The sequence below is a fragment of the Thermoanaerobacterium aotearoense genome (genome assembly GCF_009905255.1).
Taxonomy (GTDB): Bacteria; Bacillota; Thermoanaerobacteria; order Thermoanaerobacterales; family Thermoanaerobacteraceae; genus Thermoanaerobacterium; species Thermoanaerobacterium aotearoense.
Genome location: NZ_CP047602.1, coordinates 1,149,799 through 1,165,783 on the forward strand (window position 1 = coordinate 1,149,799; position 15,985 = coordinate 1,165,783).

The window sequence follows — 15,985 nt, forward strand, 5'->3', positions numbered from 1 at the left end:
ATTTTTTTTGCCATAAATAACATATTAAAAAAAGATTAGATTATGTCGAAATACAATATATTTATGTTATAATTAAAAGGAAAAGTTTTAAAACAAGTGATTTGGGAGAAAATAAACAGAAGGAGTGGGAAGATGAAGAGAAGCAAGGGAATTGGTACATTGTGTTTTTTGCTTTTAGTAGGTCTTCTTTTTGGTGGATTTGTTGGAGACTTCCTTGCTAAGTACGTTCATGCTTTTTCGTACCAACAGATGATAGGAATGAACAGTCCAATAAATATCGACCTAAATTTTATAAAAGTATCGTTCCTGTTGGCTTTTAGGTTCAACTTGGGAACTGTAATAGGACTTATAATTGCTATATTTTCGTATTATAAGGTAAAATAATCTATAAGATCGAAAGTGGAGTATGTGTATATGGAAATTGTACTTGCATCTGGTTCTCCCAGGAGAAGCGAAATACTATCAAATATTGGTGTGAATTTTTCTGTAATGCCAAGTGATGTAGAAGAAGTGACAGATGAAAAAGAGCCAGAGAAGATTGTCATGGATTTATCAAGAAAAAAAGCATCATTCGTCGCAGAAAAATTAAGTGGTGATTTTCTAATTATAGGAGCCGATACAGTAGTTTTTGCAGATGGAATTGTCCTTGGTAAACCTAAAAATAAAAGTGACGCCTTTAATATGCTAAGGATGCTGACAGGGCGATGGCATCAAGTTTATACTGGCATTACGGTCGTATCATTGAAACAGAATAAAATAGTTACAGAATATGAAAAAACAGATGTTTACATCAAAAGTTTAAGCGATGAAATGATCTTTAATTATATAGAAAAAGGCGAGTACATTGATAAAGCAGGTTCATATGCCATACAAGGCTATGGTTCGCTTATTGTGGAGAAGATAAATGGCGATTATTACAATGTAGTAGGGCTTCCTATATCAAAATTGCATGATATTTTGTCGAGAGAATTTAACGTGCATTTGCTTTAGGGGGGTAATGTATGGGAGAGGAATCTCGCGTAACGATTAAAGATTTGCCAGAAGATGATAGACCACGAGAAAGACTCATAAAATACGGCCCGTCTGTATTGTCAAACGCCGAACTAATGGCTATAATTATAGGGACGGGAAATAAAGATGAGAGTGCCATAATGTTGTCACAAAGGCTTTTAAGCGAAGGGCATGGGCTTAAATACCTGTTAGACACAGGTGTAGAAAGGCTTTCAGAGATAAAAGGCATAGGATTGGCAAAAGCAGCGAAAATCAAGGCTGCTATTGAGCTTGGACGCAGAATGGCCCTTGCAGGCTACAGTGACGGCTATATCATAAAGAAACCTGACGACGTGATAAGCTTGCTTATGGATGAAATGAGATACTTAAACAAAGAGCACTTTAAAGTAGTTTTGCTGAATGTGAAAAATAAGGTGATTGCTGTTGACACTGTTTCAATAGGGAGTTTAAATACTTCTATAGTTCATCCGCGAGAAGTATTTAAAGCTGCTATCGAAAGGTCAGCATCTTCTATAATAATGGTTCACAATCATCCAAGCGGTGATCCCACTCCCAGCAGAGAAGATGTAGAAGTATCAGATAGGATTTATAAAGGTGGCAATTTAATAGGAATAAAGGTATTAGATCATATTATTATTGGTGATGGAATAGGTATAAGTTTGAAAGAAAAAGGCTATTATGATTTTGATAAATAAGGAAGGAGTTATAAAAAGGATGAAAGGATTTTCAAGGGATATAGGTATTGATCTTGGAACTGCAACAACACTTGTCTATGTTCAAGGGAAGGGAATTGTGTTAAGAGAGCCTTCTGTGGTGGCGATAAAAAATGACACACATACAGTTTTAGCTGTAGGTGAAGAAGCCAAAAAAATGGTTGGAAGGACGCCTGGAAATATCGTCGCCATAAGGCCAATGAGAGATGGCGTAATCGCCGATTTTGACATAACAAAGATGATGCTGGATCATTTTATCGGCAAAGTAAATCCGAGAAAGGGATTATTTAGACCGAGAGTCATAGTTGGGATTCCGTCAGGCGTTACAGAGGTTGAAAAGAGGGCTGTAATAGAAGCATCGCTGCAGGCAGGTGCAAAAGAAGCTCATACCGTTGAAGAACCGATGGCAGCAGCTATTGGTGCCGGTTTACCTGTAGAGGAGCCTACAGGAAGCATGGTTGTGGATATAGGCGGTGGTACTACTGATGTAGCTATCATATCTTTAGGCGGAATTGTTACAAGCAAATCTTTGCGAGTTGGCGGAGATGAGATGGATGAGGCAATAATAAACTACATCAAAAGAGAGTACAACTTGATGATAGGTGAGAGAACGGCAGAGGAAGTAAAGATCCAAATAGGCTCAGCTTTTCCAAAAGCGAAGGAAGAATCAATGGACATAAGAGGAAGAGATTTGGTATCAGGGCTTCCAAAGACATTAAAAATTACATCGACAGAGATCTTAGAAGCATTAAAAGATCCGGTTTCCAGCATTTTAGATGCCATCAAATTGACACTTGAAAAAACTCCGCCAGAGTTGGCAGCAGATATTATGGATAGAGGTATAATGCTTACAGGCGGTGGCGCTCTATTAAGCGGCATAGACAGGCTTATACGGCAGGAGACAGGTATGCCGATTCAAATTGCTGATCAACCACTGGATTGTGTTGCATTGGGAACAGGAAAGATCTTGGAAGAAAGTTCTTTGTTTAAAAGGGTCTTGACGCCTACCAGCAAGTTAAACTGAGAGGAGTGGTAAAGTGCCACGATTTCTCAAAAATAAACAATTTATATTTGTTATAGTTATAGCCGTGGCACTTATATCCGCCATGGCATACACTTATGGCGGTGGACGCAATGTGACACCCATTGAATCAGCTATAGGCGGTATTTTATCTCCTGTAGAAAAGGTGTTTTACTCAGTAGGTAACAGTATTTCTAACTTTTTTGCTTCAGTAAAAGAGATTGGGACACTAAGAGCAAAAAATGCTGAATTAGAAAAAGAAGTAATTAAGTTAAGCAAAAATGACATTATGCTTCAGGAGTATATAAACGAGAATAACAGATTGAGGGACATGCTTAATTTCAAAGACAACAATACGAATATAACGACAAAGCCTGCCAATATAATAAGCAAAAATCCGGGAAACTGGTTTAATACATTCAATATTGATGTTGGCTCAGACAATGGAATAAAACCTAAAATGGCAGTTTTGGACGAGAAAGGCAATTTAGTTGGAATAGTTACAGATGTGGGTAAGGATTGGTCAAAAGTTTTATCTATAATTGATGTAGACAGTTCGGTGAGCGCTTTAGATGTAAGGACAAGAGACAATGGCATCGTCCGGGGAGATTCCAATGGAAATCTAAACATGATATATATACCAATTGATTCCAAGATAGAAAAAGGCGATGTTATAACCACATCTGATATGAGCATGTTTCCGAGAGGACTTATAATAGGCAGAGTAGAAAAAGTAGAAAAGGACGAAGGTTCCCTTTTGAAGCAGGCTGTTATAAAGCCAGAGGCTGATTTCGAGAGATTGGAGTTTGTGCAAGTAGTGACAAACATGAAAACAACCGGAGATTGATTAAGACATTTGGCATGTTTTACGGAGGGTAAAATGAGGAGCATTTATAAGTACCTTTTAATTGTATTTGCAATAGTTCTTCAAGCTACGTTGATGAAATACATTGCTATATTAGGCGTTAAACCTGACGCCTTATTAATTTTAGTTATTGCTTTTTCTCTTTTAAATGGTTCTGGTGAAGGCATCACTTTAAGCCTTTTTGGCGGAATTTTAGTAGATGTGCTTTTCAACAACGCTATAGGTTTTGTGACAATTTCGCTTCTTATTGTGGCGTATTTAACAGGGATACTTAGCAAAAATGTTTTTAGGGAAAGCACATTTGTAGCCTTCATATTTGTGTTTTTAGGAACGATCCTTTACAACCTCATCATGATTTTTTCCATGCTCCTCATGAAATATGATTTAAATCCATCGTATTTGTTAAATGTAGTAATAGTTCAATCAATTTACAATTCCATAATAACTATTTTTGTGTACAAGTATATAGTCCGGCTTAATAGTTTTGTCAAATCAAAAAAATTTTTTTTTAAAATTTAGGTGGTCCAATTGAGTGAAGGTTTAAAGAAGAGATTTAATGTATTAGGATGGGTAATAGCTTTGATGCTTATTACTCTTATAGGAAGATTGGTTTATCTGCAGCTTATAAAAGGTGACTACTATAAAGAGCAGTCATTGGGCAATGCGATAAGATCCATAATCATTACAGCGCCTCGAGGAGATATAGTCGATAGAAACGGCGTAAAACTTGCTACAAATAGGCCAAGCTATTCGGTTGAGCTTTTAAGAAGCGATGCTAAAGGCGTCAATCTAAATGATGTCATTTTGAAGTTGTTGAATATCCTCAATAAAAACGGTGTAAAGTATAAAGACGATTTGCCTATATTTTTAGACAGCAATAACAATCCTTATTTCAATTTTCAAAATCCAGATGAAAGCAATGTGTCGCAATCGGTTTTGAAACAGAGGGAGCTGCAGTGGAAGAAAAACAACAACATCCCTTCAAATGCTACAGCCAGTGAAGCATGGCAGCTATTGATAAATAAATTCAAAATATCAAAATCGCTGTCTCCACAGGATATCCGAGGCATAATGGCTGTTCAGCAATTGATGCTGGAGCAAGGATATACACAGTACAAGCCTGTAGAGATAGCCACCGATGCCAACCAGCAGACAGTTGCAGAGATTGAGGAAAATCATTTAGATTTGCCTGGAGTGATAATAGAAGTCAAGCCAATAAGGCTATACCCATTCAAGACACTGTTGTCGCAGACATTAGGATACATCGGCCGCATGACTGCTGAGGAATGGAAAAAGTACAGCCAAAAGGGCTATCAGATAACAGATCTTGTGGGACATTATGGACTTGAAAGCTATTTAGAGAAGTATTTAAGGGGAACTGACGGGAAACAGCAAGTAGAAGTAGACAATTACGGCAGGTTAATAAAAAAATTGGACGAAGTCAGTCCTAAACCTGGAGACACTGTATACCTTACGATAGATGAAAAATTGCAGCAGGTTGCAGAAGAATCGTTACAGAGAACCATGGAAAACATAAGGCAAACAAAAAGAGGTCCACATGGTGAATACCTGCCAGCAAATATCGGTGCAGTAGTCGTTACGGATATAAATACAGGTGAGATCTTGGCGCTTGCCAGTGTACCAGGTTATGATCCAAATATATTTGCTTCAGGCAATCCACCCAGCAGCATTGTAAATGAACTGTTCAAACCGAGGAATGCCACTATTGACCCAAGCCCTATATTCAATTACGCTACACAAGGTGCAGCGCCTCCTGGTTCAACATTTAAAATGGTAACAGCGTTGGCAGCATTGGAGTCTGGTGTAACGACCGTAAACGAAAGGTACGTTGATACGGGTATATATGCTCCTACGGGTCAAGAGAACTGGCTGTACGGTGAATACGGAAGGACGCAGGGTGCAGTAAATGTATCAGACGCAATAAAGTATTCTACTGACACGTATTTTTACGAGATGGGCCGCAGAATGGGGATAGACAAAATTGACGAATATGCTCACATGCTGGGTTTAGACCAGAAGACAGGCATAGAGCTTTACGAGACGACGGGAATAATCTCCAGCAAGAAATTTAAGCGTGATTACAATTTATCAATTTTGAAGTCGATGGTTAAATCCGACTCAAATCCAAATGGAAAGATAACACAGGAACAGTACGATAAGATAGTAAGCTTGATTGACAAAGGCAATTTTAGCGATTACTCCACATTTTTGCAGCTTAAGAAGATGGGAATAACAGATCCTAAATTGCAGATGACCATATGGCAGTTGATGGATGCCACTAAGTGGACTTTAGTAGACACCACAAACGCATCTATAGGTCAAGGCAGCAATCAATTTACGCCTATAGAGATTGCCAGCTATTTATCAACACTGTTAAACGGAGGAACAAGATACAGATTGCATCTGGTAGACAAAATTGTCTCTCCTGATGGAAAGGTAATAGAAAAGGAAAAACCTGAAGTATTAGACAAGATAAACATACCTCAGAAGTACTTGGATGCTATAAAGTTGGGAATGAAAGGCGCTACAGAAGAAGGTGGTACTGCCAGTGCGGCATTTGCTAATTTTCCAATACCTGTTGGAGGCAAGACTGGTACTGCCGAGGTAGGCTCCCATGGCACGAAGGTGATGCAAAACTATGCATGGTTTGTTGGCTTTGCGCCATACGACAAGCCGCAAATTTTGGTTACAGCGCTTATATACCAAGGTGGTTCCGGTGCATATACGGCTCAAGTAGGTAGGGACATAATGGATGCTTATTTTGGCTTCACAAACTCAAATAATAATACAACGTCAAATCAAAGTGCCAGTAATCATTAAAGAGGATTTTTTGTCCTCTTTTGTTTTTTTTAAGAAGGAAAAACTTAAGTTGTGGAGAATATTATAAATAAGACTGTATTGGGAGGGCAAAAAATGTTAAATGATTATGTTAAGATCCATGGTTCAAAAGATGGATTAGTGATAATAGCAAGCGATGTTTCTGATATAGATGCCTTAAAAGAAAAGATAATAAATCGGATAGAGAGATCTCTGACATTTTTTAAAGGCGCACAGCTTACAGTGAAATTTCGAAATTTGGGCGTAGATGAGAAAAGCTTAGATGAATTGAAAGAATTTGTCTTAGAAAATTACGGCGTAAATGTAAGGTTCAAAAAGATTCAGGAAAGGCATCTAAAAAATGTTACAAGTGAAAATGACATATTCGATGGTTTGGAAGAAGGCATGACGAAGTTTTACAAAGGCACTGTAAGATCAGGTCAAGTCGTTAAATATTACGGAAATTTAGTTGTATTAGGCGATGTGAACCCTGGTGGCATTGTACAGGCGTCAGGCAACATAATAATTATGGGGACTTTAAGAGGAATCGCCCATGCAGGTATGTCTGGAAATCTTGATTCAATAATTGCAGCGTCTAAGATAAATGCTATGCAGCTTCGAATATCTAACATTATTTCACGTTCACCCGATAATGATATTGAAGCATTGTATCCAGAAATCGCTTTGGTTAAAAAAAATAAGATAATAGTCAAACCACTTTACTTGTATGGAAAAATATAGTAAAATAAACAATTAGAAGAAACAGAGGAATGGAGTGAAGGAAATGAGCGAAGTCATAGTAATAACATCTGGGAAAGGCGGAGTTGGGAAAACTACAACAACAGCTAATATCGGTACATATCTATCAATGAAAGGATTTAAAACAGCATTGGTCGATACAGATATAGGCCTTAGAAATTTGGATGTGGTTATGGGATTAGAAAATAGGATTGTGTACGACTTGGTTGACGTAGTAGAAGGTCAATGCCGCCTGAAACAGGCTCTCATAAAAGACAAAAGGTTTGATGGGCTTTATTTGTTGCCTGCAGCACAGACAAGAGATAAGACAGCCGTAAATCCAGAGCAAATGCGCGCAATTACGGAGGAGCTAAGACAAGATTTTGACTACATTTTAATTGATTGTCCTGCAGGTATTGAGCAAGGCTTTAAAAATGCAATAGCTGGTGCTGATAGAGCATTAGTGGTTACAACGCCAGAAGTGTCAGCGGTAAGAGATGCTGACAGAATCATAGGCCTTTTAGAAGCTTCTGATGTAAGAGATCATATGCTTATCATAAACAGGATAAAGATGGACATGGTAAAAAGAGGCGACATGATGAACATTGATGACATCATGGATATATTGGCAATAGACCTATTAGGTGTTATTCCTGATGATGAAAATATAGTCATATCTACAAACAAGGGTGAACCCATAGTCGTAGATGAAAAGTCATTGGCTGGGCAGGCTTACAGAAATCTGACGCAGAGATTGATTGGAGAAGATGTTCCGATAATAAATTTAGACACAAATTATGGTTTAATCGACAGATTGAAAAGTTTGTTTAAAATTTCATCCAGCAGGTAGTATCAGGAGGTGTAATGGATGGACTTATTCAAATCGTTTGGTGGAAAAAGCAACAGTAAAAACGTGGCAAAGGAAAGGTTGCAGTTATTGCTTGTTCATGACAGAGCCGATGTCTCTCCAAAATTTTTAGAGATGGTAAAAGGCGAGATAATGAATGTAATATCAAATTATGTTGAGATAGATGAAGATGGTTTGAATGTTGAAATAACAAAAGAAAGAAAGACAGATGATACATTTGTTCCAGCATTGCATGCAAACATTCCAATAAAGAAAATGAAGAAAAATTTAAGATAACCGGTGGAAAGCCGGTTATTTTAAATTTGGTGAAATTATATCCATAATCAAATGTATAGTTAAAAGGTTTGTTGTATGATATAATACTATTGTAGTCATGAATACTTACTATAGAAGGGAAATAAAGATTAATGTTTAACAAGAAGTTATGGAAGAATTTTGATTTTGCTTTGTTGATCACTGTTTTATTGATATGCACATTCAGTGCCGTTGTCATTTCCAGTGCGTCACACGCAGTTGAAACAGGTTCGTACAAAAACGTGATTGTTCAGATTGTAGCTGTTTTGTTTGGATTGGTATTTTTATTTGCCGTAGCGCTATTTGACTACAATCAAATTGCCAAGCTCTCAAAAGTAATCTACGCATTAAATATCTTGGTTCTCATTTCTGTTCTTTTTATCGGCAAAGTAAGTAACGGTGCTCAAAGCTGGATTCACGTAGGTCCAATTGATATTCAGCCGTCAGAGTTTTCGAAAATAGCATTGGTGTTGACATTAGCAAATCTATTTAATGAGATGGGTGAGATCAAGACTTTCAAAGATCTGGTGAATCCGCTTATTCACGTTCTCATCCCTTTTGTGATTGTAATGCTGCAGCCGGATCTTGGCACTGCATTGGTTTTCTTAGCTATTTTTATAGGTATGCTTTTTATTTCTGGCGTAAAACCAAAGGTGTTTGCTGGGCTTATTGCGATGGGCACAGCAATGATGCCCGTGGCGTACAAGATTTTAAAGCCTTACCAGAGAAACAGACTTTTGTCGTTTATAAATCCAAATCTTGATCCGATGGGGTCAGGATATCACGTGATACAATCTAAGATAGCCATTGGCTCCGGTATGTTTTGGGGGAAAGGCCTTTACAATGGCAGCCAGACACAGCTTTACTATCTGCCAGAAGCTTGGACTGATTTCATTTTTTCGGTTGTGGGAGAAGAATTAGGCTTCATCGGCGCTACAGCTTTGATACTATTGTACGCTTATATGCTATATAGATGTTTTAGAATTGCGGTTATGGCAAAGGACAAGTATGGCCACTTGATAGCTGTAGGAATAATTTCCATGTTTACATTTCACATATTTGAAAATATCGGTATGACTGTAGGGATTATGCCAATTACAGGGATTCCGCTTCCTTTCATGAGCTATGGCGGCAGTTCATTAGTCGCTAATATGATTGCCATTGGATTATTGCTAAATATTGGGATGCGAAGGCAAAAGATCAATTTTTAAACGAAAGGATGATTTGATTGAATATAGCTCTTATTGCACATGATATGAAGAAATCCATAATGGTGGATTTTGCTATTGCCTACAAAGAGATATTGAAAAAATGCAACATATACGCTACAGGTGCCACAGGTCAATTGGTAGAGGAAGCTACTGGCATCAAAGTCAATAAATTTTTGCCAGGGCCTATGGGTGGCGATCAGCAGATTGGCGCAATGATTGCAGAAAACAATATGGACTTAGTCATATTTTTGAGAGATCCATTAACGGCGCAGCCACATGAGCCTGACATATTGGCGCTTTTAAGGGTTTGCGATGTTCACTCAATACCACTTGCGACAAACTTGGCTACCGCGGAAGTGCTGATAAAGGGTTTAGATGCTGGATTTTTGGAATGGAGAGATGCAGTTAAATAAAAAATCATAAACCTCCTTTCTATGTAATATAAATATAGCAAAGGAGGTTTATCTTATGAAACCTAACAAATGGCAATCTGTTAGCTATTCAAAAAATCGCATAAGCAATTTTAAAAAGTATTTTGGACTTTTAGAAAACCAATTGATAGTTTGTCTTTTGATTTTGGGAGTAGTCATGCTTTTTAAAGCCATAAATGTTCCCGTTACAAATAAAACTGTAGACGAAGTGAAATCAGTTCTTAATTATAATTCTAACTATGAAAATACTAAAAAAGGGCTTAAACTGGTAATGAGCAGGATACCTTCGCTAAAAGATGACGTTGTAAAAGTGTTTTCAAACAAAGCGGATGATTCAAAAAATACTACAGTTCAAGTTGTAAGTAGTGGAATGATAAGACCTGTCGATGGGGTTGTAGTGTCTACATTTGGGACAAAAGTAGATTCTTCTACTTCAAAAGAAGTGAAAAACGACGGAATTGACATAACCGTATCCAGCGATGAGCCAGTAGTCGCTGTATTGGATGGAGAAGTTATGATAGCGGATAATTCTAATCCTGATTGGGGGAAAGTGGTCGTAATAAAGCACGATGGGGACATCCGCTCTGTCTATGCATACCTTTCTGAAGTAGACGTGAAAGTCGGAGATAAAGTGCTTAAAGGTCAGACGATTGGAAAGGTCAGCGTTGGAAGCAACAAAAGCGCCACAATGCATTTTGAAATATGGGAAAACGGAAAGCCGATAGATCCACAATCAAAAATAGATTTTAATTCAGCAATAAGTGATGTCAAAAATGAAAATTGACGATGTTAAAATAAAGATAAACCCATTTACGTGGGTTTTTATATTGCTTCTCGTACTGGCAGGTCTTTACATTGAGCTTATTGACATAATTTTGACTGTTGCGATACATGAAGTAAGCCACTATTTGGTGGCGAAAAAGTTGAATATAAATATGATTCAGATAGAAATATTCCCTTTTGGCGGAGCGGCTGTTTTCGATAGTGAGATTTTTATAAGGCCTGATTTGGAAATCATCATCGCATTAGCAGGACCTTTGTCAAATGCTGTTTTTATCATGATTCTCATAATAGTAAGCCAAATCATCGGCACTCAGTTGGATTACCTTATAAGGATAAATGTCCTGATGTGTGCATTTAATCTTTTGCCGGGCGTGCCTTTAGATGGAGGGAGAGCTTTAAAGTCTGTTTTATCTAATTTTATAGGTTTAACCAGAGCTAATAACATAGCTGTCAAGATTTCCTATGCGATATCATTATTGCTTGTTTACGGCAGTATACTTACGTTTGTAAATGGGAATAAAAATTATGTACTGATTACTATGGCTGTATTTTTAATAATATCTGCCAGAAATGAGAGAAGGCTTTCTCAGTATTTTAACTTGAGAGATTTAATATACAAAAAAGAAGAGTTATTTAAAAGAGGAATTATGAATGTTAGGACGGTTGCAGTGCTGGAAAATCAAAAACTAATCAAAATAATCAATTGTTTTTTGCCATTAAAATATCATATAATAGTTGTGTTGGATAAAAATTTGAAAGAGAAAAAAAGACTTACTGAGACAGAGCTTTTTGATTTTGCCATTGAAAACGGACTTTATTTGCCGATTGGTGAAATCTTAAGCAAGATAAAATAGGAGGTAACAATGTCAGATTTAAAAAACAAGATAGATGATTTGCTGATGAAAGTGAATAAACCTGCCAGATACACTGGTGGTGAAATAAATTCTGTGATTAAAGATGTAGATAAAGTTAAAATAAGATTTGCATTTGCTTTTCCTGATGTGTACGAAGTTGGCATGTCTCACCTTGGACTTAAAATACTTTACAGCTTGATGAATGAACGAGATGACACATATTGTGAAAGGGTATTTGCACCATGGGTGGACATGGAAAGCCTAATGAGAGAAAGGGACATACCTCTTTTTTCACTTGAGACGAAAACACCTCTTAATATGTTTGATGTAATAGGGTTTACTCTGCAGTACGAACTAAGTTACACAAATATATTGAATATGCTGGATTTATCTAAAATTCCGATAAGAAGCAAGGATAGGAAAGGGTATCCTCTGATTATAGCAGGTGGACCTTGTGCAGTTAACCCTGCACCACTGTCTGATGTCGTTGATTTGTTTGTTATAGGTGACGGCGAGGAAATTATAAATGAAATATTGGATCTGGTAATATCTTGTAAAAAAGACAATGTGCCGAAGGAAGAGCTTTTAAGACGGGCATCTAAAATTCAAGGTGTTTATGTCCCATCATTATACGTAGAAACGTACAATGATGATAATACTATTAAAAGCATAAAACCTATTGAAGATGGCATACCTGCAGTAATAAAAAGGAGAATTGTAAAAGACTTAGATAAGACATACCATCCAGATAAGCAGATTGTACCGTTTATAAATATCGTCCATGACAGGATCGTGTTGGAGGTTTTTAGAGGCTGTACAAGAGGGTGTAGGTTCTGCCAAGCAGGTATGATTTACAGGCCTGTAAGAGAAAGATCGAAAGAAACTCTTATTGAGTTAGCTGATAAATTGATAAAATCAACTGGATATGAGGAGATTTCATTAACTTCTTTAAGTACATGCGATTATTCTCAGATAGAAAGTTTAGTATATGACCTTATAGAAAAGTATAAAGAAATAGGAACTGGTGTGGCGTTGCCATCTACCAGGATAGATGCTTTTTCTGTCAATCTTTTAAATGAGATTCAAAAAGTCAGAAAGACTGGTCTTACACTTGCACCTGAAGCTGGGACACAAAGGCTTAGAGACGTTATCAACAAGGGCGTGACTGAAGAGGATTTGGTGAATTCTACCAAAGAAGCATTTAAGGCAGGGTGGAAAAGCGTAAAGTTGTACTTTATGTTAGGCCTTCCAACGGAGACGATGGAAGATGTGAAAGGGATATCAGATCTTGCTCATTTAGTAGCTGATGTATACAAAGATGTCAATGGCACCACAAGAGGCCTTAAGATAACCGTAAGCACTTCAACTTTTGTGCCAAAGCCATTTACGCCATTCCAATGGTATCCTCAGGACGATATGGAGTCTATAATAAATAAACAAAATTATTTAAAAGAACTGCTTAGAGGAAAGATATTCAGCTACAACTGGCATGAACCAAATATGAGCTTTTTAGAGGCTGTCATCTCTAAAGGAGATAGAAAAGTAGGACAAGCGATTATTAAAGCGTGGGAAAGTGGATGTAAGTTTGATGGCTGGGATGAGCAGTTTAAATTTGATAAATGGATGGCGGCATTTGAGAGCATTGGAGTAGATCCTAAATTTTACGCTTATAAAAAGAGGGATTTTGATGAAGTCTTTCCTTGGGATATAGTAGATGTTGGAGTAAAAAAGGATTACCTTAAAAGAGAATGCAAAAAAGCGATAGAAGGAAGACTTACAGGCGATTGCAGACTGTATTGCACAGGATGTGGAATAAAAGATCTTGATGAAGGAGTTGTATGCTTTGAAACTTAGAGCTAAGTTTAAAAAGGATGGGGATTTGAGGTATATTTCTCATTTGGATCTTATGAGAACTATAGAAAGGGCTATGAGAAGGGCGCAAATAAAGTTTTCACTGTCGAAGGGATTCAACCCGCATCCATTGATATCTTTTGGGCCGGCGCTTAGCATGGGTGCGACAACTCATGGCGATTACTTTGATGTAGTGATAGAAGGCGAAATTGAACCTGAAAGATTCAAACGTGATTTGAATAAGACGTTGCCAAATGGTTTAGAGATCGTCGATTGCTATATTGTCGATGATAAGGACTTGTTGTCAAACAAAGTGAAAGAAGCTGAATACACTGTAGATGTTTATTTGATGAGTCATGTGATAGACCTTCCTGATGAAATTAAAAGATTTTTAGGTAGAGATGAGATATTTATAGAGAAGGAATCAAAAAGCGGCAGCAAAATCATTGACTTAAAAAATTACATTTTAGATCTTAAAATGATTGAAGCAAAAGGCAGCAAAGTCACTCTGTACGTGAAGCTAAAGATTTCAGAAGGCTCTCCAGGGCCAATATATGTTGTAAAAGCTCTTGATGATTTTTTGGGGCATGTTTTTGATATGGAGAAAATCTTAGTAGACAGAAGAAACCTTATTTTAAATTGAGGTGTTTTACTTGAAGAGAATTTTATTTGATATAAGCGATAAATTTTATCAAGTGGCATATTTAGAAGATGGATTGTTAATTGAATATCATGTTGAATATTCTGATAAAAAAAGCATAGTCGGAAATATTTACAAAGGAAAAGTGAAAAATACGATAAAAGGCATGCAAAGTGCTTTTATTGACATAGGATTAGACAAAAATGCGTACCTATTTGTAAATGATGTTAAAGGAATTCTCAAATCAAATTCTTCAATAACTAAATATGTAAAACCAGGACAAGATATAATTGTTCAAGTCTTAAAAGATTCTATAGGACTTAAGAATCCGAGAGTTACGACAAATATATCGCTGCCAGGAAAGTATGTAGTGCTTATGCCTGATTCTGATCATGTTGGCATTTCCCACAGGATAGAAGATGAAAAAAAGCGAATGGAACTGATAAATATTGCGAAAAGAGTAAAGCCAGATAATGTAGGCATAATAATCAGAACTGCAGCGCAATACGTGGGTGAAGAGGAGTTTGAAAGGGACATAGTTGATTTATGTAAATTGTATGAAGATATATTGAATAAATCTAAAGTTGCTGGTTCCCCTGAGTTAATTTACGAGGAAGAGAATTTTATAACAAAGTACATAAGGGATTTGTCATCTTTGATGGTGGATGAAATAATTGTAAATGATGCTGAAGAATACAAAAGGATTTTTAATTATATTAAAAAGGAAAGTTTAAACATTTCAGTAAAGTATGAAGATGGAGATTTAGTAGGTCTATATGGTATTGAAAAACAAGTAGAAAGGCTTTTAAGCAAAAAGGTTTGGCTTAAAAGCGGCGGGTTCATAATAATTGATGAGACAGAAGCATTGACTGTAATAGATGTCAATACAGGTAAATACACAGGAAAATCTTCACTGCAGGAGACAATTTTAAAAACGAATATAGAAGCTGCGAAGGAAATTGCGTTGCAATTGAGATTGAGGGACATTGGTGGCATCATCGTTGTAGATTTTATCGACATGGATAGTGACAATGACCGTCAAAAGCTTCTAAAGGTTTTTGAAGAATCTTTAAAAAGCGATAGATCAAAGTGCAGCGTACTTGGTTTTACACATTTAGGATTAGTTGAAATGACGAGAAAAAGAGTTAGGTCAAACGTAAGCGAGTATTTGCAAGAGAAATGCGATTGCTGCAAAGGCACAGGGTATATTGTGTCAAGCGATATGATGCAACTTAGAATAAATCGCTCTATAGAAAGAATCTTAAGGAATACAAATGCTAAAAATATCACTATAACGTCAAACCGCAGAGTACAAAACATAATCGAAAAAAGCGGCATAATAGAAAAGTACATGGAAAAATACGGCGTGGAAATAAACACCATCTGCAATAGCAAACTTGATACTGATGAATTTTACGTAGATTATCAGTTGTAATTGACATTTTCATGTTATTGTGTTAGAATACACTTTGTAGCCGCTCGGAACGGGTTTAAATACTTCTTGTAGACGAAGTACCTTGGCTCCGGCGAGACTGGTAAAGAGGAGGTGCCCTAATGTACGCGATAATAGAGACTGGTGGCAAACAGTACAGGGTTCAAGAAGGCGATGTAATAAATATTGAAAAGCTTGATTGTGAAGCTGGCAGCGTATATTCTTTTGATAAGGTATTGGCTGTTGCAAAAGACGATGGTACTGTTGATTTTGGGAAACCATACGTTAAAGATGCTAAAGTAGAAGCGAAAGTTCTTGAGCATGGCAAAGGCGAGAAGATAATCGTCTTTAAGTACAAGCCAAAGAAGAATGAGAGAAAGAAACGCGGTCATCGTCAGCCATATACAAAAGTTCAGATTGAGAAGATCATGTAAA

At 36.9% G+C, this 15,985-nt stretch carries 18 protein-coding genes; all 18 read left to right on the forward strand.

Going from position 1 to position 15,985, the window contains the following annotated elements:
- Positions 1 to 132 precede the first annotated feature (132 nt).
- Positions 133 to 384, forward strand: a complete 252-nt coding sequence (locus tag GSH73_RS05660; protein WP_014758968.1) for a DUF4321 domain-containing protein — start codon at positions 133 to 135, stop codon at positions 382 to 384.
- A gap of 30 nt (positions 385 to 414) precedes the next feature.
- Positions 415 to 990 (forward strand): Maf family protein, encoded by a 576-nt coding sequence (locus tag GSH73_RS05665; RefSeq protein WP_014758967.1) that lies wholly within the window; start codon positions 415 to 417, stop codon positions 988 to 990.
- Between the two features lie 11 nt (positions 991 to 1,001).
- On the forward strand, positions 1,002 to 1,706 hold the full coding sequence (radC, locus tag GSH73_RS05670) for a RadC family protein (protein WP_014758966.1): 705 nt from the start codon (positions 1,002 to 1,004) through the stop codon (positions 1,704 to 1,706).
- Between the two features lie 19 nt (positions 1,707 to 1,725).
- Positions 1,726 to 2,748, forward strand: coding sequence for a rod shape-determining protein (locus GSH73_RS05675; protein ID WP_038069099.1), 1,023 nt, complete (start codon positions 1,726 to 1,728; stop codon positions 2,746 to 2,748).
- A gap of 13 nt (positions 2,749 to 2,761) precedes the next feature.
- Positions 2,762 to 3,592, forward strand: coding sequence for a rod shape-determining protein MreC (gene mreC / locus GSH73_RS05680; RefSeq protein WP_014758965.1), 831 nt, complete (start codon positions 2,762 to 2,764; stop codon positions 3,590 to 3,592).
- Positions 3,593 to 3,625: 33 nt separating this feature from the next.
- Positions 3,626 to 4,129: a rod shape-determining protein MreD gene (mreD, locus tag GSH73_RS05685; protein ID WP_014758964.1), complete on the forward strand. Its 504-nt coding sequence runs from the start codon at positions 3,626 to 3,628 to the stop codon at positions 4,127 to 4,129.
- A 9-nt stretch (positions 4,130 to 4,138) separates the two neighbouring features.
- Positions 4,139 to 6,451, forward strand: a complete 2,313-nt coding sequence (locus tag GSH73_RS05690) for a penicillin-binding protein 2 (protein WP_014758963.1) — start codon at positions 4,139 to 4,141, stop codon at positions 6,449 to 6,451.
- Positions 6,452 to 6,544: 93 nt separating this feature from the next.
- The gene (gene minC, locus GSH73_RS05695; protein WP_014758962.1) at positions 6,545 to 7,189 is read left to right on the forward strand and encodes a septum site-determining protein MinC; all 645 of its coding nucleotides are present in this window, start codon (positions 6,545 to 6,547) and stop codon (positions 7,187 to 7,189) included.
- A gap of 43 nt (positions 7,190 to 7,232) precedes the next feature.
- On the forward strand, positions 7,233 to 8,036 hold the full coding sequence (gene minD, locus GSH73_RS05700) for a septum site-determining protein MinD (protein WP_014758961.1): 804 nt from the start codon (positions 7,233 to 7,235) through the stop codon (positions 8,034 to 8,036).
- Between the two features lie 18 nt (positions 8,037 to 8,054).
- Entirely contained in the window at positions 8,055 to 8,330 is a 276-nt protein-coding gene (gene minE / locus GSH73_RS05705; RefSeq protein ID WP_013788337.1) for a cell division topological specificity factor MinE, read from the forward strand.
- A gap of 131 nt (positions 8,331 to 8,461) precedes the next feature.
- Positions 8,462 to 9,559 (forward strand): rod shape-determining protein RodA, encoded by a 1,098-nt coding sequence (rodA, locus tag GSH73_RS05710; protein WP_014758960.1) that lies wholly within the window; start codon positions 8,462 to 8,464, stop codon positions 9,557 to 9,559.
- Positions 9,560 to 9,576: 17 nt separating this feature from the next.
- Positions 9,577 to 9,972, forward strand: coding sequence for a methylglyoxal synthase (mgsA, locus tag GSH73_RS05715; RefSeq protein WP_013788335.1), 396 nt, complete (start codon positions 9,577 to 9,579; stop codon positions 9,970 to 9,972).
- 55 nt (positions 9,973 to 10,027) lie between these two features.
- Positions 10,028 to 10,774: a M23 family metallopeptidase gene (locus GSH73_RS05720; RefSeq protein ID WP_014758959.1), complete on the forward strand. Its 747-nt coding sequence runs from the start codon at positions 10,028 to 10,030 to the stop codon at positions 10,772 to 10,774.
- Positions 10,764 to 11,627, forward strand: a complete 864-nt coding sequence (locus tag GSH73_RS05725) for a M50 family metallopeptidase (RefSeq protein WP_038069079.1) — start codon at positions 10,764 to 10,766, stop codon at positions 11,625 to 11,627. The genes GSH73_RS05720 and GSH73_RS05725 overlap by 11 nt, the downstream gene beginning before the upstream one ends.
- A 9-nt stretch (positions 11,628 to 11,636) precedes the next feature.
- A complete protein-coding gene (locus GSH73_RS05730) occupies positions 11,637 to 13,481 on the forward strand; it encodes a TIGR03960 family B12-binding radical SAM protein (RefSeq protein WP_014758957.1) in 1,845 nt (614 codons plus the stop codon).
- Positions 13,471 to 14,121, forward strand: coding sequence for a TIGR03936 family radical SAM-associated protein (locus tag GSH73_RS05735; RefSeq protein ID WP_014758956.1), 651 nt, complete (start codon positions 13,471 to 13,473; stop codon positions 14,119 to 14,121). The genes GSH73_RS05730 and GSH73_RS05735 overlap by 11 nt, the downstream gene beginning before the upstream one ends.
- Positions 14,122 to 14,131: 10 nt before the next feature.
- Positions 14,132 to 15,553, forward strand: a complete 1,422-nt coding sequence (locus GSH73_RS05740) for an Rne/Rng family ribonuclease (RefSeq protein WP_014758955.1) — start codon at positions 14,132 to 14,134, stop codon at positions 15,551 to 15,553.
- 119 nt (positions 15,554 to 15,672) lie between these two features.
- Positions 15,673 to 15,984, forward strand: a complete 312-nt coding sequence (gene rplU, locus GSH73_RS05745; protein ID WP_014758954.1) for a 50S ribosomal protein L21 — start codon at positions 15,673 to 15,675, stop codon at positions 15,982 to 15,984.
- Position 15,985: the final 1 nt, after the last annotated feature.

Coding starts and splice junctions, on each gene's coding strand:
- GSH73_RS05660 (WP_014758968.1), top strand. CDS start 133: ATGAAGAGAAGCAAGGGAATTGGTACATTGTGTTTTTTGCTTTTAGTA.
- GSH73_RS05665 (WP_014758967.1), top strand. CDS start 415: ATGGAAATTGTACTTGCATCTGGTTCTCCCAGGAGAAGCGAAATACTA.
- radC (WP_014758966.1), top strand. CDS start 1,002: ATGGGAGAGGAATCTCGCGTAACGATTAAAGATTTGCCAGAAGATGAT.
- GSH73_RS05675 (WP_038069099.1), top strand. CDS start 1,726: ATGAAAGGATTTTCAAGGGATATAGGTATTGATCTTGGAACTGCAACA.
- mreD (WP_014758964.1), top strand. CDS start 3,626: ATGAGGAGCATTTATAAGTACCTTTTAATTGTATTTGCAATAGTTCTT.
- minC (WP_014758962.1), top strand. CDS start 6,545: ATGTTAAATGATTATGTTAAGATCCATGGTTCAAAAGATGGATTAGTG.
- minD (WP_014758961.1), top strand. CDS start 7,233: ATGAGCGAAGTCATAGTAATAACATCTGGGAAAGGCGGAGTTGGGAAA.
- minE (WP_013788337.1), top strand. CDS start 8,055: ATGGACTTATTCAAATCGTTTGGTGGAAAAAGCAACAGTAAAAACGTG.
- rodA (WP_014758960.1), top strand. CDS start 8,462: ATGTTTAACAAGAAGTTATGGAAGAATTTTGATTTTGCTTTGTTGATC.
- GSH73_RS05720 (WP_014758959.1), top strand. CDS start 10,028: ATGAAACCTAACAAATGGCAATCTGTTAGCTATTCAAAAAATCGCATA.
- GSH73_RS05725 (WP_038069079.1), top strand. CDS start 10,764: ATGAAAATTGACGATGTTAAAATAAAGATAAACCCATTTACGTGGGTT.
- GSH73_RS05730 (WP_014758957.1), top strand. CDS start 11,637: ATGTCAGATTTAAAAAACAAGATAGATGATTTGCTGATGAAAGTGAAT.
- rplU (WP_014758954.1), top strand. CDS start 15,673: ATGTACGCGATAATAGAGACTGGTGGCAAACAGTACAGGGTTCAAGAA.